This is a genomic window from Agriterribacter humi, from assembly GCF_009192765.1.
GTDB lineage: Bacteria > Bacteroidota > Bacteroidia > Chitinophagales > Chitinophagaceae > Agriterribacter > Agriterribacter humi.
The window spans coordinates 75,477-99,095 of record NZ_VOHQ01000007.1 but is presented as its reverse complement, the minus strand read 5'-3'; the positions used below and the strand labels follow the sequence as shown (position 1 = coordinate 99,095).

General features: G+C 41.7%; 23 protein-coding genes. 12 read left to right on the top strand and 11 right to left on the bottom strand.

The features are described 5' to 3' along the window. The first annotated feature begins 2 nt into the window (after nt 1-2). On the top strand, nt 3-1,118 hold the full coding sequence (locus FRX45_RS13400; RefSeq protein WP_152268948.1) for an acyltransferase family protein: 1,116 nt from the start codon (nt 3-5) through the stop codon (nt 1,116-1,118). A 201-nt stretch (nt 1,119-1,319) separates the two neighbouring features. Here the strand turns inward: FRX45_RS13400 and FRX45_RS13395 are convergent, their stop codons facing one another. The 9 genes from FRX45_RS13395 to FRX45_RS13355 all read right to left on the bottom strand — a co-directional run bounded on the left by FRX45_RS13395 (nt 1,320) and on the right by FRX45_RS13355 (nt 7,588). Then, on the bottom strand, nt 1,320-1,817 hold the full coding sequence (locus FRX45_RS13395; protein ID WP_152268947.1) for a hemerythrin domain-containing protein: 498 nt from the start codon (nt 1,815-1,817) through the stop codon (nt 1,320-1,322). A 10-nt stretch (nt 1,818-1,827) separates the two neighbouring features. Continuing rightward, the gene (locus tag FRX45_RS13390; RefSeq protein ID WP_152268946.1) at nt 1,828-2,184 is read right to left on the bottom strand and encodes a DUF488 domain-containing protein; all 357 of its coding nucleotides are present in this window, start codon (nt 2,182-2,184) and stop codon (nt 1,828-1,830) included. 5 nt (nt 2,185-2,189) lie between these two features. Further along, complete coding sequence (locus FRX45_RS13385) at nt 2,190-2,648, bottom strand: hypothetical protein (RefSeq protein WP_152268945.1); 459 nt, start codon at nt 2,646-2,648, stop codon at nt 2,190-2,192. Next, nucleotides 2,645-3,040 (bottom strand): group III truncated hemoglobin, encoded by a 396-nt coding sequence (locus FRX45_RS13380; protein ID WP_152268944.1) that lies wholly within the window; start codon nt 3,038-3,040, stop codon nt 2,645-2,647. The genes FRX45_RS13385 and FRX45_RS13380 overlap by 4 nt, the downstream gene beginning before the upstream one ends. Nucleotides 3,041-3,053: 13 nt before the next feature. Further along, nucleotides 3,054-3,458 (bottom strand): cytochrome C, encoded by a 405-nt coding sequence (locus tag FRX45_RS13375; RefSeq protein ID WP_152268943.1) that lies wholly within the window; start codon nt 3,456-3,458, stop codon nt 3,054-3,056. Between the two features lie 15 nt (nt 3,459-3,473). Next, nucleotides 3,474-3,734 (bottom strand): hypothetical protein, encoded by a 261-nt coding sequence (locus FRX45_RS13370; RefSeq protein WP_152268942.1) that lies wholly within the window; start codon nt 3,732-3,734, stop codon nt 3,474-3,476. A 208-nt stretch (nt 3,735-3,942) separates the two neighbouring features. After that, nucleotides 3,943-4,953, bottom strand: a complete 1,011-nt coding sequence (locus FRX45_RS13365; protein ID WP_152268941.1) for a cytochrome c — start codon at nt 4,951-4,953, stop codon at nt 3,943-3,945. A 20-nt stretch (nt 4,954-4,973) separates the two neighbouring features. Next, nucleotides 4,974-7,148, bottom strand: coding sequence for a cbb3-type cytochrome c oxidase subunit I (locus FRX45_RS13360; RefSeq protein ID WP_152268940.1), 2,175 nt, complete (start codon nt 7,146-7,148; stop codon nt 4,974-4,976). A 5-nt stretch (nt 7,149-7,153) separates the two neighbouring features. Beyond that, complete coding sequence (locus FRX45_RS13355; protein WP_152268939.1) at nt 7,154-7,588, bottom strand: RrF2 family transcriptional regulator; 435 nt, start codon at nt 7,586-7,588, stop codon at nt 7,154-7,156. Nucleotides 7,589-7,719: 131 nt separating this feature from the next. Here FRX45_RS13355 and hemN point away from each other — a divergent pair, with 131 nt between their 5' ends. Continuing rightward, nucleotides 7,720-9,096 (top strand): oxygen-independent coproporphyrinogen III oxidase, encoded by a 1,377-nt coding sequence (gene hemN, locus FRX45_RS13350; RefSeq protein WP_226805360.1) that lies wholly within the window; start codon nt 7,720-7,722, stop codon nt 9,094-9,096. Nucleotides 9,097-9,373: 277 nt separating this feature from the next. Here the strand turns inward: hemN and FRX45_RS13345 are convergent, their stop codons facing one another. Beyond that, nucleotides 9,374-11,152 carry a hypothetical protein gene (locus FRX45_RS13345; protein WP_226805358.1) on the bottom strand — a complete coding sequence of 593 codons (1,779 nt, stop codon included), beginning with the start codon at nt 11,150-11,152 and terminating at the stop codon, nt 9,374-9,376. A gap of 57 nt (nt 11,153-11,209) precedes the next feature. Next, nucleotides 11,210-12,445, bottom strand: a complete 1,236-nt coding sequence (locus FRX45_RS13340; RefSeq protein ID WP_152268937.1) for a hypothetical protein — start codon at nt 12,443-12,445, stop codon at nt 11,210-11,212. A gap of 442 nt (nt 12,446-12,887) precedes the next feature. Between FRX45_RS13340 and FRX45_RS13335 the strand changes: the two genes are divergently transcribed. The 10 genes from FRX45_RS13335 (at nt 12,888) to FRX45_RS13290 (ending at nt 23,613) form a co-directional block, all read left to right on the top strand. Beyond that, on the top strand, nt 12,888-13,373 hold the full coding sequence (locus FRX45_RS13335; RefSeq protein WP_152268936.1) for a c-type cytochrome: 486 nt from the start codon (nt 12,888-12,890) through the stop codon (nt 13,371-13,373). Nucleotides 13,374-13,413: 40 nt separating this feature from the next. Beyond that, a complete protein-coding gene (nosZ, locus tag FRX45_RS13330; RefSeq protein ID WP_152268935.1) occupies nt 13,414-15,408 on the top strand; it encodes a Sec-dependent nitrous-oxide reductase in 1,995 nt (664 codons plus the stop codon). 75 nt (nt 15,409-15,483) lie between these two features. After that, complete coding sequence (locus FRX45_RS13325) at nt 15,484-16,506, top strand: nitrous oxide reductase accessory protein NosL (protein ID WP_152268934.1); 1,023 nt, start codon at nt 15,484-15,486, stop codon at nt 16,504-16,506. Nucleotides 16,507-16,541: 35 nt separating this feature from the next. Further along, complete coding sequence (locus FRX45_RS13320; RefSeq protein ID WP_152268933.1) at nt 16,542-17,783, top strand: nitrous oxide reductase family maturation protein NosD; 1,242 nt, start codon at nt 16,542-16,544, stop codon at nt 17,781-17,783. Continuing rightward, a complete protein-coding gene (locus FRX45_RS13315) occupies nt 17,780-18,484 on the top strand; it encodes an ABC transporter ATP-binding protein (RefSeq protein ID WP_152268932.1) in 705 nt (234 codons plus the stop codon). The genes FRX45_RS13320 and FRX45_RS13315 overlap by 4 nt, the downstream gene beginning before the upstream one ends. 5 nt (nt 18,485-18,489) lie before the next feature. After that, nucleotides 18,490-19,257, top strand: a complete 768-nt coding sequence (locus tag FRX45_RS13310) for an ABC transporter permease subunit (protein ID WP_152268931.1) — start codon at nt 18,490-18,492, stop codon at nt 19,255-19,257. A 276-nt stretch (nt 19,258-19,533) separates the two neighbouring features. Next, nucleotides 19,534-19,776, top strand: a complete 243-nt coding sequence (locus FRX45_RS13305; protein ID WP_152268930.1) for a hypothetical protein — start codon at nt 19,534-19,536, stop codon at nt 19,774-19,776. Nucleotides 19,777-19,844: 68 nt separating this feature from the next. Then, nucleotides 19,845-20,252, top strand: a complete 408-nt coding sequence (locus FRX45_RS13300) for a GreA/GreB family elongation factor (protein ID WP_152268929.1) — start codon at nt 19,845-19,847, stop codon at nt 20,250-20,252. 401 nt (nt 20,253-20,653) lie between these two features. Further along, the gene (locus FRX45_RS13295) at nt 20,654-20,851 is read left to right on the top strand and encodes a hypothetical protein (protein WP_152268928.1); all 198 of its coding nucleotides are present in this window, start codon (nt 20,654-20,656) and stop codon (nt 20,849-20,851) included. Nucleotides 20,852-20,940: 89 nt separating this feature from the next. Next, the gene (locus tag FRX45_RS13290; protein WP_152268927.1) at nt 20,941-23,613 is read left to right on the top strand and encodes a glycoside hydrolase family 3 protein; all 2,673 of its coding nucleotides are present in this window, start codon (nt 20,941-20,943) and stop codon (nt 23,611-23,613) included. Nucleotides 23,614-23,619 lie beyond the last annotated feature (6 nt).

Sequence of the window (23,619 nt, the reverse complement as noted above, 5' to 3'; positions counted from 1 at the left end):
TTATGTCTCAATTGCCGGGCTCCCAACGCCTTTATTCATTAGACGCCCTCCGTGGTTTTGATATGTTCTGGATCATGGGTGGCGAGCGTATATTTCATGCGCTTTCCAAAGCAACAGACTCGCCGTTCTGGAATGGTTTATCGCACCAGTTTTCGCACCCCGATTGGAATGGCTTCCGGGCTTATGATCTGATTTTTCCTTTATTCCTCTTCATTGCCGGCGTAGCCACCCCTTATTCTGTTGGCCGACAGATGGAGAAAGGCGTTCCCCGGCAAAAACTGTTATGGCGTGTAATCAAGCGGGGATTGATATTAGTTGTACTGGGCATCATTTATAATAATGAACTGCGCATACAACCCATTTCAGAAATGAGGTTTGGCAGTGTATTGGGACGCATTGGATTAGCATATATGTTTGCTAATATTATTTATTTGTATACCAAAAGTCAAAGAAGCCGGATAATATGGACAGCAAGTTTGCTATTGGGCTATTGGTTCATCTTACTGTGCACCTCTGCTCCGGGATTTTCTGCAGGCGACCTTACCCTTGAAGGCAATTTTGCCTCCTATTTTGATCGTTTATTCCTTCCCGGTAAATTGTATGTAAATAATATCCACGATCCGGAAGGGTTGTTTTCTACCATCCCCGCCATTGCTACCGGACTGTTAGGTATATTAACAGGAGGCTTTCTGAAAAACAGCGATCGCTCGCCTCATGCAAAAGCAGCACGTTTGATCATCGCAGGCGCTGCGCTTATTGCAGTTGCCCTCGTATGGAACATCGTTTTTCCTTTCAACAAAAATTTGTGGTCAAGTTCTTTTGCAACCCTGGTGGGTGGCATAAGCATGCTGCTCCTGGCAGTGTTCTACTATATCATAGATGTAAAGGGATATAAAAAATGGGCCTTCTTTTTTGTGGTCATCGGCATGAATTCCATCTTAATTTATATGTCGGGCCATTTTATTGACTGGAAGAATACCACAAACGCTTTTTTTGAATGGCTTACACAATTGGCAGGAACGCCTTATGATCTTGTTGTTTTTGCATTGTGCTATATTGCTGTAAAATGGGCTTTCCTGTATTTTTTGTATAAGAAGAAGGTGTTTTTGAAAGTATAAGGGGGGAAGCCCGAAAGCTTAAATGCGAAATCCGAAGGAAATGCAAAGTGCTAAGAAACAAATAACAAGAACCAAATAAAAATTCAAATAGTAAATTTCAAATTCGAAGGAATACACGATAAACAAAAAACTAAAAACCATAAACTCCCGAACCCGGAAATCGTAAGTGGAATGCAATCTAAAATTTCAAATTTCAAATCACTATAGCGAAGCGTTCTTTTCTCTCCAGAATTCATCCTGGTAATCATCTTTTAATGCTGCGGACGGCAATGCATTCAACTGAGCGCCTATGCTTTCAAGCTGTGCATCGCTCAAAACGTTTTCTAAGTGCGGAAATAATTGTCTTTCCTCGTACCGCACATGCTTGTCTAACTGATCAGCCAGCTTTGTAAGCTCATCTGTTATATTTTCAGGTGGAAGAACAGTCAGCGCTTCAATCCCCTCTCTTATTGCAGCATGCTCTTCCATAGCTTTTAGTACCATCTCATCCTGTAAAGGAGCAAAAAGAATTTCTTCTTCCTCCAGAAAATGTGGTTGTATATGATTGCTCCAGAAATACTGTGCATACTGCACCATACGCTTAGGCGCTGTCCGCTTTTTCAATCCTTCCCGTATCTTCCAGCAAAACAATAAACTAAAATGATGTTCACGGGAAAGTTTCATAATACTTTCACTCCGCCTGATCGGTTTGGGCTTCATACCACTTAATTTATTTTACCAGTGTTTTTATAAATTCCTGCAATACCAGGGCCTGGTTGTGCTGCTCATCGTGCGCTGAATAAAGCAGTGTTGTCTTTTTATGCTTCCGGATAATATCCAAAAGTTGTTCCATGGCATCTGCTCGTTTCAATTCGGCAGTGTATTTCCTGGTGAATTCCGGCCATTTTTCGGGTTCATGATTAAACCATTTACGTAAAGCGGTTGAAGGCGCTACATCCTTCAGCCATACATCTGCATGTGCAGTTTCTTTTTTTACACCTCTTGGCCAAATACGGTCAACCAGCACCCGAAACCCATCGGTGGTTGCTAAAGGCTCATACACTCTTTTAATTTGTACCGCAGGCATATTTATTATATTTTTTTAAGGTTGTTTGCCTGCACATACCTGAACAGCGCAGCACCCAGAAAAAAGAGCAATACTACCTTTATCATTTCGGCAGTTACATATAACCAATGCAATGATGACGGGGTTCTGCTTCCTCCATTGATAATGGCATCAGCTCTTGCATCAAGCAATGGCAGCAACCAGAAAGTTTGGGCAAGCAAAATCAATACGATGCATCCAAACCAGATTTTGTTGCCGGAATGTATTGTATTTTTATTGAAATAAAGGCAGGAAAAAACTACGGCGGCGAATACCCATTCCACTTTATTTAAAGCGCCAAATACCAGTTTACCAATACCCAGTCCGATGGACATACTTACACCCGGAGCCCGGAACTTTAACCAGGCTTCCATAAAGCTGATGGCAAAAACGAAACCCAACCACAAAAAAACAGACATGATGGCTATACCCAATAACCGTTTCATAACAAATTTTTAAACCCCGTCTTTTTATAATACTCAATTTTATATTCAAACATTTCAGCCATTTTGCCCGCTCTCCATTTTGCTTCTTTTGCTTTTTCACCGGTAAACAATTCATCCACGGTTTGTGTAAACAGTTTCATCCATTCCCCAAAATGTGCATGTTCAACAGGCAATTTTGCATGTGGTGGAAAAGGGCTGCCGAAATAGGTTCGCTCTTCCAATAAAATGGTTTGCCAGAAAGTATACATTTTTGCCAAATGCTCCGGCCACCGGTCTTTTATGCGTTCATTAAATACCGGGGCCAGCAAATCATTCTCTCTCACTTTTCCGTAAAATGCGTCCACCAGTTTTTTAACATCTTCAAGGTTCAGTATATCCGTCAGGTTCTGCATAATCAATCATTTATTATCTCATACTGATATAAGTAACCAGGTAATACAAAGCCCAGCCACCAAAACCAATAATTAATATCCATACCCAGGAAGGGATACTTTGCGGCGTTTCACTCCCCGTAATCATAAAATTTTTTGAGTCGCCCTTTCCATAGGCATTGATCATTAAAGGCAATACACCGTCTACTACTGCATGCTCTTTAATGCCTTCCACATCAATAGCCGGGCCATTTCTTACTTCAAAAGGAATAATACGAAGTCCTTCCTTGCCTGCGGGGTCTTTGCTTACAATTTTAAGACTATGCCTGCCGTCTACCAGTTTACGGGTATCTAATTCAAAGTTTACCGGCGAAACCAGTTTGGCTATTGGCGCCGCCTCATCGTCGAGAAAAATAAATATGGTGCTTTTATCTCCCATTTAAAACCATTTAAATTACTCTATGTTTAAAATAAATCTTTTAATATGCGTTTGCGACCGTTCGCCCGGACGGATCAACCATTTTACGGAAAAATACAGTGTAAACAAAACAATAACAACCGCCGACCACACGATTACATAATCCCAACTGCTGTTGGGCCCGGCGCCATGCGTAATGCCACGTAGTATTTCGGGCTGCTGTTTTTCACAAACCGGGCAGGAAAAACCCGCAAGTGCCGGTAATACAGCAAAAACACTCAGTAATATTTTTTTCATCTCAGCCTTTTTAAAAATCTTATCAGCATACGTTTTTCACTTCATTCCCGCACAAAGTATTAGTGCTGTGTGAAACGTGAAACCTGCCAGCCGGCAGGCTGGCGTGAGCGGTGAAACACTTCTTTCGCCTTTATCCCCGTCCGACTGAAGTCATCCGGGCGGATTCTCACTTTTCACAATAACATACAGGCATAATTTGCTTGTCTCACTAGTTAGCCTTTACTTTAATAGCGTCTACAATTTGCTTTATCTGTTCGGGCGTTACCTGCTTCGCACTATTGCCCCAGCTTGTTTTTTCATGATTCATAATAGCCGCTATTTCTTCGGCGCTCAGCTTATTATCGGTACCCACCGCAGGCATGGGCGGAAAGCCTTCCTTCTCCCTTCCATTATATCCGTTCATGATAATATTCACCATTATTTCAGGATTATCATCCAATACGATCTTACTGTCTTTCAAAGAAGGGAAAGCGCCTTTTAACCCTTCACCGTTAGCCTGGTGGCAGCTTTGGCAATTGGTTGCATACAAGGCCGCTCCATCCAATCCCTGCGCTGCTCCATCTGCAGCAGCTATTTTCTTTTCTGCTCTCTTATACAAAAATTCAGGAGCAGGCCTGCCATCGGGTAATGGCGTTTGCTTCAACGATTGAAGATAAGCCACCAGTTGCAATGCCTGGCGGGTAGCAACTACCTTACCTGTTTTACCTTTCAAAAATTCCTCCGGAACATTTACAACCACATCAGCTTTTGCCGGTTCCTCTTTAATGGTAAACATCCAGGGGTAAGCAGGCATAATGGATTCTTTAACCACGATCCTGGGATTATATAAATGCACTAAATTCCAGTCAATGCTGGGTTGCCTGCTGCCAATATTGGTAAGATCAGGTCCTGTACGCTCTGTGCCCATCAGGGTAGCCGTATTGCGCCAGATATCGGTACGGTGTATGCCGGCATAGTCTGCAGCTATGCTTGGCCGTGACCCCCAGGTTTTATCCATGTCCACGTTGCGCACCTGCTGCGTGTGGCATGCCACACAACCATTGGCAATAAAAACGGCCTTGCCTTTCACAGCATCATCGCTCAATACTTCTGCATTGGGCAACGGCGCATTGTTTCTTTGGTTATGAATAGCGGGCAAAATGGCCACCAGCGTGGTAAGCCCCAAAAACAGTAAAAATGTGGCGCCGAATAATTTTTTATGGTTATCAAAAAATTCCATGTCAGTCTTTCTATTGTTAATCAAATAGTGCTTTCACTTTTTTGGTTCAGCTTTTCAAAGGCGGCTTCCTTTACATCAACTACACCGCCTGCTGTGAGCATTTTATAAATATTATACGCAAAGAATAAATGAGAGATCCACATCAGGCTTCCGCCAATGGCTCTCCATAGCCAGTAAGGCGCAGAAAAAATAACACTTTCCATGAAGGGCTTTCCATCTATCCACATTAACCCTTTTAACGTACTGCCATACATAAGCGGAACAGTATAAAACAACAGCCCTATCAAAGCAAACCAGAAATGAGCGCCTACTGTTATCTGGGGTGCTTCTCTGCCCGTTAACCTGGGGATAACGGTATATATGCCGGCCCACACAAAAAATGAAATGATCCCATACATGGTAAGATGAGAATGCGCAACCGTAAAATCAGTAAAGTGCCACATGAGGTTTGTAGAGCGGAATGCCTCCGCAGTGCCCTGCAGTGAACCCGTAAAATAAAAGATGATGCCCACAAGAAAAAAGGGCAAAGTATAGCTATCCGTAATTTTATGCCAGGCCCCTTTAAAGGTCATTATAAAATTGGTAGTGCCGGCTACTACCGGAATAACCATTCCTACGCTTCCCACAATGGCTACGGTTTGGAGCCACCAGGGTATGGAGCTGAATACAAAATGATGCGTGCCAATAAGGGTATAAAAAAGTATCTGTGTCCAGTAGGCCAATATACCCAGGCTATAGGAATAAATGGGCCTGTTTAACTGCTGGGGCAGATAATAATAAACAAGTCCAAGCGTCATCATCATAAACCACATGCCCACGCCCTGGTGCATATAGTAGCCCTGGATAATGGTTTCACCCAGTCCATCCTGCCACCACGGTACATAAGCAACAATTGAAATAACCAACCCGAATATCAATGCCGCTACAATATACCAGTTGGAAATATAAATTTCCTTAGTAGTTCGCCTGGCAATGGTTCGTAAAAAATTAATGAGGGTTAATACTAAGGCTATTCCAAACAGCAACATTACCGGCCAAATATATTCACGGTATTCACCACCGCCATTATTAATGCCCGCCATCAGGCAAATGGTTCCCAATAAAACAGCGGCATTAATAAGATGAAGCGAATACCACCCCATTTTAAAGCTCGCCAGCTTAGTATTGCTTACTCTTGGCACCGTATAATAGGCTAATCCCAGCATACCCAATGAAGCCCAGCCCCAGAATACGGCATTGGTATGCACAGGACGCAGGCGGCCAAAACTTAACCAGCTTACATGATCTGCATCGGGCGCTACGAATTTTATGCCCAGGTATTCGCCCACAGTGGTGCCAAACAATAGCCAGAAAGCGGCACACCCTATATACCATAGTACCAGTTGCGATAACCTGGGATCAATATTCGGCCGCTTTACCGCTCTTTTCTTTTGTACTACCACAGGCAGTGCACTGCTTACACTAATGCTGCTGATCAAGCCCCTGCTGTCCTGCGGAGACAGGTTACCCGACAGTTCGTTATGTGCAGGCGTATAATCCAATGCTTCTTTTCGCTTAAGCAAAGCGGCGCGTGTATCCTCATCAGGAGGCGTAGCAAGATATTGAGCCAACTGGTCGGCCTCAGCGAGATTTAGCCGGTTACGGTTTTGTTTAATGAGGTTCAGGACTTTAATGACCATAAATACAATACCCGCGCTAATAGGAATAAGCAACAATACTATTGTTATGATAATGCCTGTTTCACCCAGCACAGAACCTTTATCCGGCGCTGCCTCCTGCGCAAATAACTGCCCGCTATTCAACGACAGCAAAAGAAAAACGGAAATCGTTTTAAGCAGGGTATTTGTATTTTCAGGTAGAGATATTTTTGTTGAGGAGCCATCCCTTTTATAATTCAAATAAGCTTCAATTTGCTTGCTGTTCAGGTTTGCGATGTACCTGTCAAAATTTTTATCCGCATTGCGCTGCTTTAGTCTTTTGTTCATTTTAATCATTTCCCCGGTTTTAAATTTCAGGTACAAAACAGCGGCAAGCATAAAGAATATCAGCACAAAAAGGAAAAGCAGTAAACCATTGAGATGTGTAAAATAAAAACCTGGTTTTCCTGTGGCCTGGGCGAACAGAGAGGAAAAGCTGATCAACCCTGCTGTTAAAAGTAATCCTTTAATGAACTGAGGATACCATTTTTTTTTCATAAAAACTATACTCTTTTTAAAAAGGTTAATTTCCTTTCCGGTTTTTCATTAAATTCATTCAGTGTGGCCGACTGAAGCATGTCGTGCATTTCTTTTCTTATTTTTTTAAACTCATTATGTATAGGGCAAGGCCTTTTTTCTGAACACTCTTTCAACCCAAGTCCGCAACCCAAAAAAATTTTATCACCGTCTATTGCTTTAACAATATCGGCGAGTGTGCACTCCATCCCCTGTTTATCAAGATAAAATCCCCCGGCAGGCCCCTTCAATGACTGCACAAGATTCTTGCGGCTCAACTCCTGTAAAATTTTAGCTATAAAGTATTCGGGTGAATCAATTCCTTCAGCAATTTCCCTGATTCCGGCTTTTTTCCCATCTTTTGACGTTTGACCTACAAAAAGCATCGCCCGAAGGGCATATTCACAAGTTTTTGAAAACATGTATACCTGGTTGTACCTGCAAAGTTAATCACAATTCAATAGTAAAAGACTTTTTTATCCTCTATTATTGAAAACCTGTTTTTTATCATCCATTGTTATGACACAGGTTAGCTTTTACACTTCAAAAAGCAATGAATTTTGCTTTACAGCAAATGATTGATTCCGATCTCATTCAGAAATATAATGTTCCAGGACCGCGGTACACCAGCTATCCTGCCGTTCCATATTGGGATGAAGCTCTTTTTAGTGTGCCACAATGGGTTGCATCGCTTCAACGGTCATTCAAAGAAAGCAATGCAAAAGAAGGCATCAGCCTTTATATTCACCTCCCGTTTTGTGAAAGCCTTTGCACTTTTTGTGCGTGTAATAAACGCATTACCAAACAACACAGCGTTGAGGAACCTTATATAGAAGCTGTTTTAAAAGAATGGAACCAGTATAAAAACATGCTTCCTGAAATACCCATTATCCGGGAGATACATTTAGGAGGCGGCACACCCACTTTTTTTTCGCCAAAGAATATTAAAAAACTTTTAGAAGGCATTTTGGCGGATTGCATTATTCACCCGGATAAGGAATTTAGCTTTGAGGGGCATCCCAATAACACCGGTATAGAACACTTAAAAGTTTTATACAAACAGGGTTTCCGGAGAGTAAGCTTTGGTGTACAGGACTATAATGAAAAAGTGCAAAAAGCCATTCACCGGATTCAGCCTTTTGAAAATGTAAAAAGAACAACGCTTTCCGCCCGGGAATCGGGCTTTGAAAGTGTAAGCCACGACCTGGTATTCGGGCTTCCTTTTCAAACATTAGCGGATGTACGTAGAAATATAGCACATACGCTTGAGCTAAGACCAGACAGAATCGCATTTTATTCGTATGCCCATGTGCCCTGGATAAAGGGTGCAGGACAACGTGGTTTTAATGAAAATGATTTACCCTCCGGAGCATTAAAGCTGCAGTTTTATAAAACCGGGAAAGCATTATTAGAACAGGCAGGCTATATAGAAATTGGTATGGATCACTTTTCCCTGCCCTCAGACAGCTTGTACCAGTCAATGATGAATAAAAAGATCCACCGCAATTTCATGGGCTATACTTCTTCTGCCACACATGTAATGATAGGGTTGGGCGTATCCGCTATTTCCGACAGTTGGTATGCCTTTGCTCAAAATGAAAAAACGATTGAAGGATATTATAAACAGGTAAACAGCGGAGCATCGGCCATTGTAAAAGGACATATTTTAACCGGTGATGATTTAATCATTCGCCGGCATATACTTAACCTGATGTGTTTGATGGAAACCGAATGGACCCCGGAAGCGCATTATCCTGAAATTGAGGAAAGACTAAAAGAACTGGAAGCTGATGAACTGATAACAATTGCGGAAAACAAAATATTGGTTAAGCCACAAGGCAGGTCTTTCTTACGAAATGTATGTATGGCCTTTGACCGGAGACTAATTGCAAAAGAACCGGCTACCCGTTTATTTTCGATGACGGTTTAAAACTATTTTGGGCTCACATTAATTTGTTGGGGATTAACCATAAAGTTAGATTACTTTAAACAGCAGAATGTATTCCCTGTCCATCAGGCCAATTCTTATTTTGAGGGGCTATCTATCAAAATTATTTCTTTGTTCCGTAGGAACATTTCGTAGGTAGAAAATAAACAAATACTCCAGTTCGTTCCGTAGGAACGTTTTGTGTTAAATAAGTTCTTACAAAAGGATCAACAATGCGTAGTTACACCACCATGCCAGGCTGTTTGCAGGTTGCCGTTTCCTAAGCAATAAGGTATTCTGCTAAAGCATATTGAGCATGGATATTGTTTATCTCATTTTCGGCCCCACACAGCGATTCGTTAAAATTTTGTTCACCCAAACCAATGGATTGTTGTAAGCCGCGGTAATAAGCTATGCCATTTATAAGATTTTGGCAGAAGCCATTATAATATTTTTTCACCTTAGGGTTTTGAATAGCACCGGCATCTTCTTCCAAATGTTTTTTGAGGTAACTGATGTATAGTGACAATTCGGCGATAAATAGGTGGGGGCGGTCAGTACCTGCTATAATATTTGCTCTTCCATAAATATGGTCCGTCATGGTTTGTAGCGAAACTACCCTTGAAAAGTAAGCGATATTAGGACCGGGGCAAATTGTAACCGCCTTAAGATTTTTAAGAAAAGGCACCTCGTACTTTGTTGCCGCAGCATTGCTTAATCCAATACAAAGACATTCTTTCTCTAATACATTTTTAAGTTGTTTTTGATATTCATGCTCCTCCATTTCCAGCGATTGCAATTGAGCCATCTTTAATTTTTGATATTTTGCGGATGCCGTGCAGATGGGTTCTTTTGTAAATTCGGTATTCGATACCAGGTGTTTTTCTGTACAGGGGCTACCCGGGTTGCCTTTTTCAATGCGCTGTAATTTTTCCAATTCGCCACTTGTTCCTTTAAGATAATGAAATGGTACGCCCAATGGAGAATTATTGCTCATTATAATATCTTCCTTCTTTGCTTTACTCAACAATATCAATGTAGCTTCATCAACTGTTGTGGCTTCAGGCACCAGTAAAAAAGGCGTTCCCCATCCTGTGCTGGTTACACCATAGTAATCATGCAGCATCGCGTCTTCCGCTGCTGTACCTATTCCACCCTGCACACTGATGTTCATGGGGTGCGGCTGATGAAATCCTTTTCGTCCTTTTAATTTAATAGCGGCATTATATAATTCAAATAAGGAAACGATAAGCTCTTCTTTTTTAGTTTTAAACTCCTCCAGAATAGGTCCCAACAGGTAGCCATCGGATGCAAAAGCATGACCGCCGCAATTTAGCCCCGATTCAATGCGGAATTCACTGACCCATATCCCTTTTTTGGCTAAATATTTTCCTTGTATAAGCGCCGAGCGGTAGTCGCTTACTTTAATAATAATTTTCTTGCTGAAGCCTCCATTTTCATCCGCATCAAACTGGCTGCATTTTCCCAAAAAATTATATAATCGCGGATTCATTCCAGCGGAAAAAATAATAGATGAATTGGAAAGGTTGCTGTTGGCATAGCCACGTAAGGCCGATACTGCATCCGATCCATCTTCCACCAATGCCCCCCTTTTATCAAAATTATTCTTGTCTAACTTAGTCATGATATTTACATCAATGCTGCCCGGTATAACCTGGCTGCGTAACCAGCTTTCCATACCTTCCTTTTCCGGCCCACTTTCCGTATTCATCATCCTGCGGTATAAATGCTTCGCCTTATTATCATCGGGCAGCATTTCAAAATATTTCATGATCTCAGAACCCACCTCAAAAACTTCATTTTTCAGCTTCTGTATTTGCCCGTTAACGATATGATTGACCAGGTTAAGGTAATCGGTAATTCTTTTGGAGCGATAATCTTTTTCTTTTGTAGTAATAGGAACAAAAGGTAGTTTGGCAAAAGGATAATAATAACTCCTCATGGTTTCAATAAGCCTGTCTTCAATAATGGAAACAACCGATGCTACGCCAAAACGGGCAACTTTAACGGGACTATCAATAGTAAAGGCAAGCCCCATAACGGGGATGTGAAACTTGTGGTGTGGACTTGGGTACATATAAATTGAATAAAAAAATTAAAAATCAGTGCTGCTATTCCGGTACTTTCCCGGCCGTTGACTTATATTAAGTATCAATAACCCGGAAAACAGTAAAACCGCAGCTCCAAAAAGCATTTCATTCGTATATGGCACACTGATATAGCTTATAGCTCCTGCACCCTGGATCAATAATATTAATTCGTTAAAGAAAATGCCCGCAATAAAAATCACAATACCTGTTACAGCCGTTTTATTTATGCGCATGTATTCATTAATAACGATGTATCCCAATATAAAAAGTGTAATTACGCCTAGTAAAACCAGGTGTAAATAACCAATAACAACAGACCGGAAACCAAATGCCAATTTACTCAGGCTGGGAATAATGGAGCCCGATTGCAGTAAAAGTTTAATCGTCAATGCAATGCCTGATAACAGCAGCAGCCATTTGCCCAGAGGAGAAATGAGTTGTTTTAATTTTGCGAAATGTTTACTGACGGCGCGGTATAACAAGACAAAGCCTGCAAGCTGAAAACCAACGGCAACAATAACCAGTACATAGGCCCATAATGGAATAGGAAGCCACAGCGCAGATAAAAAGTAAGCCGGAATGCAGGCTAAGGTGAATAACCAGAATATCGTTTTATGGCCACCTAAACTTATCCCCCAGATATATAGTTTATGAACCAGCAATCCCATGCATGCAAAGAAGAACCATCCATTGTACTGGAAATGCAAAAAGAAATAGGAAGCGGCCAGGTACTTATCAGGATGTGCCGTTTTGGTAGCCATCATTATAGCAAGTGCAAACGCGCCGGCAGAAGAAATAATATTAAAGAAAAGGGCCGACTTGAACCAGGGGTCGCCGGGGCTTTTTCCTTTAGCCAGGTTAATGTCGCGCCAGTATATGATAGCAAATGCATAGGCGGTAAAAATAGACAAGGTGGAAAAGCCGATAGAGTATAAACCATATCCCTGGAAGGGGAAAGTGAACAACATGCCATAAGCTGCAATAAGATTGGCATACAACACCAGTGCATATTTTTTAAATGGATTTTGCTGCCCGGAATACAACCGAGATACCAGTAAGGCCATTAATATTTGCGTTACCCAACCCGTAAATGCAAAATGCGAATGAGCATGAAGTAAATACTTTTGATGAATAAAAGGCAGCGCGTAAGCAATCTTATACCGGAGCATAACCCCGATAAATGCAACAAGCATTAAATTAAAAACAGCAATGCTGAACCAGCCGGTTAAACTTTTAACCATATCCCGGATTTTTTGCAAAAGAACGAACTAATCAGTAAGCAGGATATGATTTAAGTCATATTCTCCATGTATACCTTACCTTTGATTATAGAAACTATTTTTTTTGTTCGGGTTGTTTAATAATACGAATAACGGTTTCAACACGCAAACCAAGCATGCAAGCAAGTTGTTTACAGGTGAGCAGAAGTTAATTGCAGGTAAAAAAATGTCCTTTTTATATTAAATAAGATACCTGAACAATATAATCTGCCGGTTTTCGGGAATACAGTCTGCCCGTATCTTCTGAACCTGATATATATCATATCTCTTTTTGAGGATCATCATTCAATTAATCTTCAAGTTAACCAACATTTGCACAATGATTTGAATCAAATAATAATTAAAATATACGTATAATAATTAAAATATACTTGGTAATCTTGTACTTATAAAAATATTTTGTATGAAAAAACTACTCACTACCTGCATCATCGCTATCATTTTGTATGCTTGCGGAAACCAGAGCGAAACCAAAGATTCAACGAATGCCTCAGATGAATCAAAGGAAACAACGGAAACAACGGAAAGTGGCAACCCCTCTTACGATCCCAAAAGAGGTGAGGGTAAATTTGAAAACGTGGAACTGCCTGCGTCATTGGATGTGACGATGGCTCAAAGCGGAAAACAGATATATGAAGTGAAATGCGCCAGTTGTCATAAGCTAACCGATGAAAGATTAGTAGGGCCCGGATGGAAAGGTGTAAGCAATAAGCACAAACCCGAGTGGATCATGAACTTTATTACCAACCCCGATGCCATGATTGATAAAGACCCCGAATTGCAGGCCCAACTGGAAATTTGCCTGGTACGGATGCCCAATCAAAGTCTCGGTGATGATGATGCCAGGCATTTAGTAGAATTTATGCGGCAGAATGACGGGGTGAAATAGAATGAATTGTTTTCATTTTTTATTTAAATATACCTGATATATGAAACCTGTACAATGTACACTGGCAGCGTTTGCCCTGGCCATACTGTTTGGCGGCATGAACGCCTGTAAACCCAAAAGTGCCGGAACTGCTGTAAGTAGTAATGCAGCCGAAAAAGTTTATGTTCCGCCGGGAAAGTATGATGAGTTTTACAATTTCGTTTCGGGAGGCTTCAGCGGCCAATTGGCTGTTTATGGACTACCATCCGGAAGGTTGCTACGCGTGATCCCCGTGTTTTCGGTAGACCCGGAAAAAGGATGGGGCTATAGTGAAGAAACCAAGCCTATGCTCAACACTTCACATGGTTTTGTTCCCTGGGACGATCTGCACCATGTTAACATGTCGCAAACCAATGGCGAAATAGATGGCCGCTGGGTTTTTGTAAACGGCAACAATACGCCCCGTTTAGCCAGGGTTGATCTTACCACTTTTCGTACTGCTGAAATATTGGAATTGCCCAATAGCGGTGGTAATCACTCTTCACCCTTTATTACGGAAAATACAGAGTATGTGGTAGCGGGTACCCGTTTCAGCGTTCCACCCGATAATGCTAATGGTGATGTACCCATTAACACCTATAAGCAAAACTTTAAAGGCAACGTTACATTTGTAAGCGTTAATAAAGAAAGCGGCAATATGGATATCGCTTTCCAGATTGAAACACCAGGTGTAAATTTTGATCTTAGCCACGCAGGCAAAGGACCCTCACATGGCTGGTTTTTCTTCTCCTGCTATAATACCGAACAGGCTAATACTTTATTAGAAGTAAACGCCTCCAAAAATGATAAAGATTTCATTATGGCGGTAAACTGGAAAAAAGCGGAAGAATATATTAAGGCCGGTAAAGGGAAAAAAGTGCCGGTAAAATATGTACACAATAAGTTCAACGAAGAAACACATACAGCTACAACGGAAACACTAAAAGAAGTGACTGTATTAGACTCCCGCGAACTGGAAGGCCTGTGCTACTTCATTCCCTGTCCTAAATCGCCACATGGTTGCGATGTTGATCCAACCGGAGAATATATTGTAGGCAGTGGTAAATTAGCAGCGCTGATTCCCGTGTTTTCGTTTACTAAAATGCTAAAAGCTATTGAAGACAAAGCTTTTGAAGGTGATTATGGAAAAATACCTGTTATAAAATATGAAGCGGCTTTATATGGTGAAGTACAAAAACCAGGGCTTGGGCCGCTGCATACCGAATTTGACGGAAGAGGAAACGCCATCACCTCCATGTTCGTATCGTCTGAATTGGTAAAATGGAATATTAAAGACCTCAAAGTTCTTGATCGCGTTCCTACTTACTATTCTACCGGTCACCTGATGATACCTGGCGGCGACTCCAGGAAACCAGACGGGAAGTATGTTGTTGCCTATAATAAAATCACAAAAGACAGATATTTGCCTACCGGGCCGGAATTATCGCAGAGTGCACAGCTTTTCGATATTAGTGGCGATAAAATGCAACTGATATTAGATTATCCTACTATTGGCGAGCCGCATTATGCGCAGGCAGTAAGAGCGGAAAAAATTAAAGACAACTCACGTAAAATTTTTAAGATTGAGGAAAACAAGCATCCTTATGCGGCCAAAGGAGAAAAAGAAACCAAAGTAGTTCGCGAAGGCAACAAAGTGCATGTATACATGACCGCTATACGTTCCCATCTTACTCCCGATAATGTTGAAGGTATACGCATGGGAGACGAAGTATATTTTCATGTAACCAACCTTGAACAGGATTGGGACGTGCCGCATGGTTTTGCTATAAAAGGAGCTAACAACGGCGAACTGCTTATAATGCCCGGTGAAACCACCACGCTTAAATGGACGCCCGACCGTACTGGCATTTTCCCTTTTTATTGTACCGATTTTTGTAGTGCATTGCACCAGGAGATGACCGGCTATTTAAGGGTATCACCAGCAGGAAGCAAGGTTCCCCTTAGTTTTAGCACAGGCACCAATATGCCTGCCAGCGATACAGCTACAGGTAAATGATCATTTTTAAACGGAATGCGGTTACCCGCTGTACAAAAGCAACAACTGCATTCCGTTCTCTTTTAATTTGATATTATGAAACGTAATCGCATACAGGGCAGCATCCGCATCGCACTGGGCATTTGTGCCATAGCATTATTTGCGGTTAATTTTGTACCTATCTGGCAAATAGACCTTGATGCCCCGCAATACCCCGAAGGATTACGCCTTCTTATATTTGCCAACAAGCTGGCAGGAAATGTAGATATCATCAATGGACTGAACCACTATATTGGTATGAAAACCTTACATACCGATGATTTTATTGAGTTTAAAATATTGCCCTACCTGATCGTTTTTTTCAGCCTCGCCATCCTGGCAACCACCATCACTGGTAAACGGCGCTTATTGTATACGGTACTCATCCTTTTTATTCTTTTTGGTATTGTATCTATGGTAGATTTTTGGAAATGGGAATATGATTACGGGCACAACCTTGACCCTAACGCCGCTATCATTGTTCCCGGAATGGCATACCAGCCACCACTCATTGGCTTTAAACAATTACTCAACTTTGGCGCTTACTCCATTCCAGCCATCGGTGGGTGGATATTTATAAGCGTAGGCGTAACATTATTATTATGCAGTATCGCCGAATGGCGCAAACAAAAAAAGAGAAAAAAACTTTCAATACCTTCCCGCGCTTTAGCCATGCTGCTTCCCTTTGCGCTATTACAGAGCTGCGATAGCGGCCCGCAGCCTATTCAGCCTGGTATTGATCAATGCTCATTTTGCAAGATGACGGTAAGCGATACCCGCTTCTCCTGCGAGCTCATTACACAAAAAGGAAAAGTATACAAGTTTGACGATACGCATTGTATGATCTCATTTGTGAATGCACCGGGCACAAACAAAAACAGCATTAAGCAATTTTACCTTGCCGATTTTAATGAAACTACAAAATGGCTCAATGCAGAAAATGCATGGTTATTGAAAAGCGAAGCGCTAAAAAGCCCAATGGGTGGCAATACAGCCGCTTTCGCCAATGCAGGCGACCAGAAAAAAGCAGCCGAACATTTCCCCGGAAAGCTGGTAACCTGGAAAGAAATAATGCCGTAAAGGCAAATTGATGACATGCGGAAGTGATAAGTGATATGAACAGATTAATAATACTATACTTTGTACTTGCAATAACAATTCCCGCGCAGGCATTTGCCAAAATCATAAAAGTTGGTAAAGGGCAAACGATCGCCGTTATACAACAAGGTATTGACATGGCCGTTACAGGCGATACCATACTGGTAAGTGAGGGTATATACCGCCAGGGTAATATTGTTATCAACAAATCCATTGTACTCAAAGGCGTTAACCACCCGGTATTGGACGGAGAAAAAAATTATGAGCTCCTGTCTGTAAAATCACCGAATGTAACTGTTGACGGCTTTCTTATAAGAAACTCGGGGCATTCTTCCATGACTGATATCGCAGGCATTAAAATTTACAACACCCACCATGTTACTGTTATAAACAATATATTAGAAGATAATTTTTTTGGAATTTACGCACAGCAGGGTACTCATTGTGTAATACAGAACAACCAGGTAACTGCTTACGCGAAAGCCACTCAATTATCTGGCAATGGCATTCATTGCTGGAAAAGCGACAGCATGCACATTAGCGGCAACAGTATTACAGGTCACAGGGATGGCATTTACTTAGAATTTGCAACCCATTCCCTGATCGAAAAAAATACCGTTCAAAAAAACAACCGTTACGGTCTGCATTTCATGTTTTCTCATAATAACACATATACGAATAATGTTTTCCGTAATAACGGTGCAGGTGTAGCGGTAATGTATACCCGCAATGTAACGATGAAGAACAACCGCTTTGAAGATAACTGGGGGGACGCCGCATACGGCTTGCTGTTAAAGGAAATTTCGGACAGTGATATTGAAGGAAACTATTTTGAAAAAAATACCAGCGGAATATATATGGATGGCTCAAGCCGCATTGAAATGCGTAAAAATGTATTTAAAGACAATGGCTGGGCGATAAAAATGCAGGCGAGTTGCATGGATATAAAACTGGAAAAAAATAATTTCATCAACAACACATTTGATATGGGAACCAACGGCTCCCTTGTGCTGAATACTTTTAAAAATAACTATTGGGATAAATACGAAGGTTATGATCTGAATAAAGACAAAATCGGCGATATTCCATACCGGCCGGTGAGCATGTATTCGATGATTATTGAACAGATGCCGCCCGCTATGATGTTGTTCCGCAGCTTTATAACCACACTGCTCGATAAAACAGAAAAACTTTTGCCCAGCCTTACCCCCGAAAACCTGAAGGATGATTATCCTTTAATGAAACCATTAGCATTATGATTATTACCAGTAATGTATCTAAAAAATTTGGGAAGCTTAAAGCGTTGGATAATGTTTCCGTAAAATGTGATAAGGGAGAATGCATTGCCTTAATTGGTCCCAACGGCAGTGGAAAAACCACCCTTGTAAAAACCATCCTGGGAATGGTAGTTCCCGACAGCGGTTTTATTACATTTAACGGTAAAAATATTTTACACGACTGGGAATACAGGAAGGATATAGGTTATATGCCCCAGATAGGCCGCTACCCCGACAACATGACCATTGGACAGGTGTTAGACATGATGCGTGATATTCGCCATTCAAAAAACATTACACCGGATGATGAACTCATTGAAGCATTTGGATTAAACACTTTAATGCAAAAACGAATGAGCACCTTATCCGGGGGAACCCGGCAAAAAGTAAGCGCTTCGTTGGCTTTTCTTTTTAATCCTTCCGTATTGATACTAGATGAACCAACCGCAGGACTCGATCCTTTAGCATCAGGTATACTAAAAGAAAAAATAATTGCCGAAAAAGAAAAGGGCAAACTCATTTTAATTACTTCCCACGTTTTAAGCGAACTGGATGATCTTATTACCCAGGTTATTTATATGCAGGAAGGAAAACTAAGATTTCACAAAAACATTGAAGCTTTAAGGGCCGATACCGGGCAAACACAATTAACCAGGGCCATTGCCAGTATAATGACAAATTAGTTTTTATGATAAAGATTATTAAATATGTAATAGCAGACATACTGCGCAATAAAATAGTGATCGCCTACACCGCTTTTTTGCTGCTGATGTCGTTAAGCGTATTCAATCTGGAAGATAATAGTTCCAAAGGTTTGCTGAGTTTGCTGAATATTATTTTGCTGATTGTTCCGTTAGTAAGCATTGTTTTTTCTACTATATACATTTACAACAGTTCAGAATTTATTGAATTATTAGTAAGCCAGCCGCTGAAAAGAAAAACGATCTGGCTTAGCTTATTTTCCGGGCTTGCAGCCTCCCTTTCCCTGTCTTTTTTTATCGGTGCAGGCATTCCTATTCTCCTATACCAGGCTTCCCCAACGGGAATAATGATGCTGATCACCGGGCTTTTTCTTTCTGTTATCTTCGTTTCTATTGCCATACTCGCCTCTGTTACCACAAGAGATAAGGCAAAGGGTATTGGAAAGGTGATTTTACTGTGGCTGTATTTTTCCATATTGTTTGATGGATTGGTGTTGTTTCTTTTATTCCAGTTTGCAGATTATCCATTGGAAAAAGCAATGGTAGCGGTAAGTGCATTCAACCCCATTGATCTCAGCAGAATATTGATCCTGCTGCAAATGGACGTATCGGCGCTAATGGGTTATACAGGCGCCATCTTCAGGAATTTTTTTGGTACCCAGGCAGGTGTTATACTTGCCATTTGTGTATTGCTATTATGGATGATAGCACCTCTTTGGCTATCGCTGCGTAGATTTACGACAAAAGACTTATAACTTAAGTTTAAGGATTTTATTGGTATATTTGCAGCTCATTTATATGACAGCGTATACAACATATCATTCTTTTGTAATGATACGGGATAAGCACTTTCCTGTGCCTGATGCCGTGTATACCCATGTTATGCCTCCATTTCTCAGCTTTTGCAAAAAGCAATATTACATTTCAAATTTTAAGGATTTCCACAAGCTTACCCCGGACTTTATTTAACATGCTGTAGTTCGGGGGTATATTTTTATTTTCTTTTTTATCATCTCAATCAAATAATTTTTATGGAACGAAATACGATAACCTTCCCGGTAAGGGTTATTTGCCTTTGTTGCATTTATGCTTTACATATCGCTATTCTTATTACCGGCGTAATTACGGAGAAGTTGTGGTTATGGCTGATTGCATTTTTAATTTTTTCGGGACCGATCATCTATTTCAGAACCCGGCAAAAAAAGGTCTTATCTGACTATTTTCACAGGAAAAAAATAAGTAAAGAAAGAAAGCGTGAAAAATCAGACCAGTAAACCCTAATTTATATTTCAAATACGGAACACTCTTTTAATACTTTTTTAATACTTTAAAAAGCGATGTTATGAATGCTGAAAAAAAACCTGTATTGCTGTGCGAAGAAGATTTTCGCCTGCTAAAACAACTTGTAGGAATATCCATTGTGAATGACATGGAAGAGGAAATGACCCTGGCTTATGAACTGAGCAGGGCAATTATAGTAAAAGATAACGCTTTGCCCCCGCATACGGTGCGGCTCAACTCCAAAGTAAGAGTTCAGGATATGGCAAGTAAAAAAAATACCGATCTTACAATCGTAATGCCTCCCTATGCCGATATTAAGCAAAAGAAAATTTCTATTCTTACTCCTATGGCTGCCGCGCTGATCGGCTTCAGAAAGGGTGATGAGATTGAATGGAAAATGCCTTCCGGATTGAAGAAATATAAAGTGCTGGAAGTAACCAACCCTGTTAAGGCAGAACAGGAGGCTTAAACCTTTTGATTCTCTCTGAAATCAATGCAGGCATTGCGTTTGATTTTTTAGCCGCAGATACGCAGATTTAATCTGCGCATCTGCGGCATTTTTTGTTTTGTAGCAATGGGTCTTGACAGCAGGCTATAGTATGTTTAGCCGAAGTCGGGGGAATACAAAGTACCAAGAAACAAATGACAAAAACCAAATAGAATTCAAATATCAAATTCGAAAGGAAAAATCCAAAATCCAAAGGCCATCAGCAATTAGATATGAGGTATGAGCAGAAAAGAGTAATTCAGACTGTCGTTGGTAGTTATTCACCTGATCTGAAGGCTGACCGCCTTCGCTATACAAAGTCTTTGACTTTGTATGCAGTATGTTCTTCCGGGACTCCGTCCCGCAAAGCATAGATCTTGCCAATGACGGATAAATTAAATCCGAAGCCAAACCCGAAATCCGAAGGAGATGCAAAGCATCAAAAAACAAATGACAAGAACCAAACCTGCCTGCGGCAGGCAAGCCTGTCCGCCGTGGCGGATAAACTACAAATCCAAAGATTTATCCCGCCGCGGGCGGGACGAAATCCGGAGACAAATGCAACAATAAACCACAAATAATAAACGATAAACTCAATAGTGAAACGGATTTCTCCTTGAAACCTGCAACCTGTAACTTGCAACCCGGATCAATCTCAAAAATCCACAACATGCTTAACGCAAAAATATTTCTTCCGGCTATACTATTATTATTTTTCCCTCTCCTGCTCTCTGCACAGCACATATTGCCATATAAAAATGCTGAGCTTCCCGCAGAGGAAAGAGTCCGGGATTTGTTACAAAGGATGACCATTGAGGAAAAGTTCTGGCAATTGTTTATGATACCGGGAGACCTGGATAATGCCTCACCGGACCAATACAAAAACGGCATTTTTGGTTTCCAGGTAAGCGCAGGCTCAAAAAACGGTGATGCCGCCCAGCAATTGCTTACCTACAGCGCATCGGAAAATGCATTATCGCTTGCGAAAAAAATAAACAGCATTCAAAGATATTTTATTGAAAAAACACGACTGGGCATACCCATCATTGCATTTGATGAAGCCCTGCACGGACTGGTGCGGGATGGCGCTACATCATTTCCGCAAGCCATTGCACTCGCCGCCACGTTCGATACGGCACTGATGAGCCGCGTTGCCCATGCTATTGCTATGGAAACGAAAATGCGCGGCATACGGCAAATACTTACCCCTGTTGTGAACATTGCAAGTGATGTACGCTGGGGTCGTACAGAAGAGACTTACGGCGAAGACCCGTTCCTGAGCAGCGAAATGGGTGTGGCTTTTGTAAGTGCATTTGAAAAGATGAATATCATTACTACCCCAAAACATTTTGTAGCCAATGTGGGTGATGGCGGTCGCGACAGCTATCCTATTCATTTTAACGAACGCATACTGGAAGAAATTTATCTTCCTCCCTTTAAAGCATGCATCGGGCGCGGGGGATCCCGGTCGGTTATGACCGCCTATAATTCATTGGATGGTATTGCCTGTAGCGCCAACGACTGGCTGTTGAATAAAAAATTAAAAGCCGAATGGGGCTTTAAAGGCTTTGTGATTTCCGATGCAGGCGCTACCGGCGGAACAGTGGTACTGCACAATACGGCAAAAGATTATCCTGAATCCGGTAAACAATCCATTACCGGGGGACTTGATGTGATTTTCCAAACGGCTTATGATCATTATAAACTTTTTATACCTCATTTTTTAGATGGGGGCATTGATATGAAAAGAATAGATGATGCTGTATCAAGGGTATTGCTCGCCAAATTTGAGCTGGGCCTATTTGAACAACCCTATGTTTCAGAAGCTGCGGTAACAAAACCATTAACTGCACACAAAGCGCTTGCCAGGGAAGCCGCTGCAAAATCTGTTGTGCTATTAAAGAATGATAAAAAGACCCTGCCCCTTTCAAAAAAACTCCGCTCCATCGCTGTTATTGGAGAAGACGCAACAGAAGCCAGGCTGGGAGGATACAGCGGACCTGGAAATGACAAGGTTTCTATACTGGAAGGTATCCGCCGGAAAGCAGGAAAAAATATTGCGGTATCCTATATGCCCGGACCCGGAAGGAACACTAAAGCATGGACTGTGGTTCCCGGAAAATATCTTGCCCATACCGAAAACGGCAAAACAGTTGCAGGGTTGCATGCCAGCTATTTCAATAACATCCATCTTTCCGGTGAGCCTGCTATTGCCAGAACCGATGCGACCCTTAATTTTTCCTGGACATTGTTTACACCCGCTCCGGCCATTACCCAACAGTTTTATTCTGTTAGATGGACGGGAATATTAAAAGCACCCGCACCCGGTAAATACAAAATAGGTTTGGATGGTAATGACGGCTATCGTTTATACCTCAACGACAGGCTGATCATTGACAACTGGACCAAACGCAGCTATAACACTTTACTGGCTGATTTTACTTTTGAAAAAGATAAAGCATATACACTCAGGGTCGAATTTTTTGAGCCCGTGGGAAATGCACATATAAAATTGGTATGGAACGCGGAAACAAAGATGGACTGGAATGTTAAGATACAGGAAGCCGTGGCCGCGGTCCGCAAATCGGATATCGCAGTAGTAGTAGCAGGTATACATGAAGGTGAGTTCCAGGACAGGGCAATGCTATCCCTTCCCGGGCGCCAGGAAGAGTTGATTGAACAGGTGGCAGCCACGGGAAAACCTGTAGTGGTAATATTAGTGGGCGGCAGCGCTGTAACCATGAGCAACTGGCTACATAAAGTAAACGGTGTGCTGGATGTGTGGTACCCCGGTGAAGAGGGAGGGCATGCCGTTGCAGATGTTTTATTTGGTGACTATAACCCTGCGGGGCGCCTGCCCGTTACTTTCCCGGTACATGAAGCACAGTTGCCATTGGTTTACAATCATAAACCTACCGGGCGGGGAGACGATTATAATAATTTAAGTGGGCTTCCTTTATTTCCTTTCGGGTATGGGTTAAGCTATACGCATTTTGAATACAGTGACCTGCAATTTAAAGAAGATACGATTTCAGCAAGCGACTCCACCCTGGTGCGGTGTATCATAAAAAATGCAGGGCAATTTACAGGCGATGAGGTAGTGCAGTTGTACATTACCGATAAGCTGGCATCTGTAGCCCGGCCGGTAATGGAGCTCAAAGGATTTCAGCGTGTTACCCTGCAGCCAGGCGAAAGCAAAACGGTATCGTTCACTATAACATCCGATTTACTGAGCATGCTCAACGCAGAAATGAAAAGAATTGTTGAACCCGGAGCATTTACAATTATGATCGGAGCATCATCCAGAGACATACGGCTGAAAGGGGAGTTGGTGGTGGACTAAGCAATC

What these genes read in the sequence shown, in the direction of transcription:
- FRX45_RS13400 (WP_152268948.1), top strand. Translation starts at nt 3, where the DNA reads ATGTCTCAATTGCCGGGCTCCCAACGCCTTTATTCATTAGACGCCCTC.
- FRX45_RS13395 (WP_152268947.1), bottom strand. Translation starts at nt 1,817, where the DNA reads ATGAAGCCCAAACCGATCAGGCGGAGTGAAAGTATTATGAAACTTTCC.
- FRX45_RS13390 (WP_152268946.1), bottom strand. Translation starts at nt 2,184, where the DNA reads ATGCCTGCGGTACAAATTAAAAGAGTGTATGAGCCTTTAGCAACCACC.
- FRX45_RS13385 (WP_152268945.1), bottom strand. Translation starts at nt 2,648, where the DNA reads ATGAAACGGTTATTGGGTATAGCCATCATGTCTGTTTTTTTGTGGTTG.
- FRX45_RS13380 (WP_152268944.1), bottom strand. Translation starts at nt 3,040, where the DNA reads ATGCAGAACCTGACGGATATACTGAACCTTGAAGATGTTAAAAAACTG.
- FRX45_RS13375 (WP_152268943.1), bottom strand. Translation starts at nt 3,458, where the DNA reads ATGGGAGATAAAAGCACCATATTTATTTTTCTCGACGATGAGGCGGCG.
- FRX45_RS13370 (WP_152268942.1), bottom strand. Translation starts at nt 3,734, where the DNA reads ATGAAAAAAATATTACTGAGTGTTTTTGCTGTATTACCGGCACTTGCG.
- FRX45_RS13365 (WP_152268941.1), bottom strand. Translation starts at nt 4,953, where the DNA reads ATGGAATTTTTTGATAACCATAAAAAATTATTCGGCGCCACATTTTTA.
- FRX45_RS13360 (WP_152268940.1), bottom strand. Translation starts at nt 7,148, where the DNA reads ATGAAAAAAAAATGGTATCCTCAGTTCATTAAAGGATTACTTTTAACA.
- FRX45_RS13355 (WP_152268939.1), bottom strand. Translation starts at nt 7,588, where the DNA reads ATGTTTTCAAAAACTTGTGAATATGCCCTTCGGGCGATGCTTTTTGTA.
- hemN (WP_226805360.1), top strand. Translation starts at nt 7,720, where the DNA reads ATGAATTTTGCTTTACAGCAAATGATTGATTCCGATCTCATTCAGAAA.
- FRX45_RS13345 (WP_226805358.1), bottom strand. Translation starts at nt 11,152, where the DNA reads ATGGGGCTTGCCTTTACTATTGATAGTCCCGTTAAAGTTGCCCGTTTT.
- FRX45_RS13340 (WP_152268937.1), bottom strand. Translation starts at nt 12,445, where the DNA reads ATGGTTAAAAGTTTAACCGGCTGGTTCAGCATTGCTGTTTTTAATTTA.
- FRX45_RS13335 (WP_152268936.1), top strand. Translation starts at nt 12,888, where the DNA reads ATGAAAAAACTACTCACTACCTGCATCATCGCTATCATTTTGTATGCT.
- nosZ (WP_152268935.1), top strand. Translation starts at nt 13,414, where the DNA reads ATGAAACCTGTACAATGTACACTGGCAGCGTTTGCCCTGGCCATACTG.
- FRX45_RS13325 (WP_152268934.1), top strand. Translation starts at nt 15,484, where the DNA reads ATGAAACGTAATCGCATACAGGGCAGCATCCGCATCGCACTGGGCATT.
- FRX45_RS13320 (WP_152268933.1), top strand. Translation starts at nt 16,542, where the DNA reads ATGAACAGATTAATAATACTATACTTTGTACTTGCAATAACAATTCCC.
- FRX45_RS13315 (WP_152268932.1), top strand. Translation starts at nt 17,780, where the DNA reads ATGATTATTACCAGTAATGTATCTAAAAAATTTGGGAAGCTTAAAGCG.
- FRX45_RS13310 (WP_152268931.1), top strand. Translation starts at nt 18,490, where the DNA reads ATGATAAAGATTATTAAATATGTAATAGCAGACATACTGCGCAATAAA.
- FRX45_RS13305 (WP_152268930.1), top strand. Translation starts at nt 19,534, where the DNA reads ATGGAACGAAATACGATAACCTTCCCGGTAAGGGTTATTTGCCTTTGT.
- FRX45_RS13300 (WP_152268929.1), top strand. Translation starts at nt 19,845, where the DNA reads ATGAATGCTGAAAAAAAACCTGTATTGCTGTGCGAAGAAGATTTTCGC.
- FRX45_RS13295 (WP_152268928.1), top strand. Translation starts at nt 20,654, where the DNA reads ATGACGGATAAATTAAATCCGAAGCCAAACCCGAAATCCGAAGGAGAT.
- FRX45_RS13290 (WP_152268927.1), top strand. Translation starts at nt 20,941, where the DNA reads ATGCTTAACGCAAAAATATTTCTTCCGGCTATACTATTATTATTTTTC.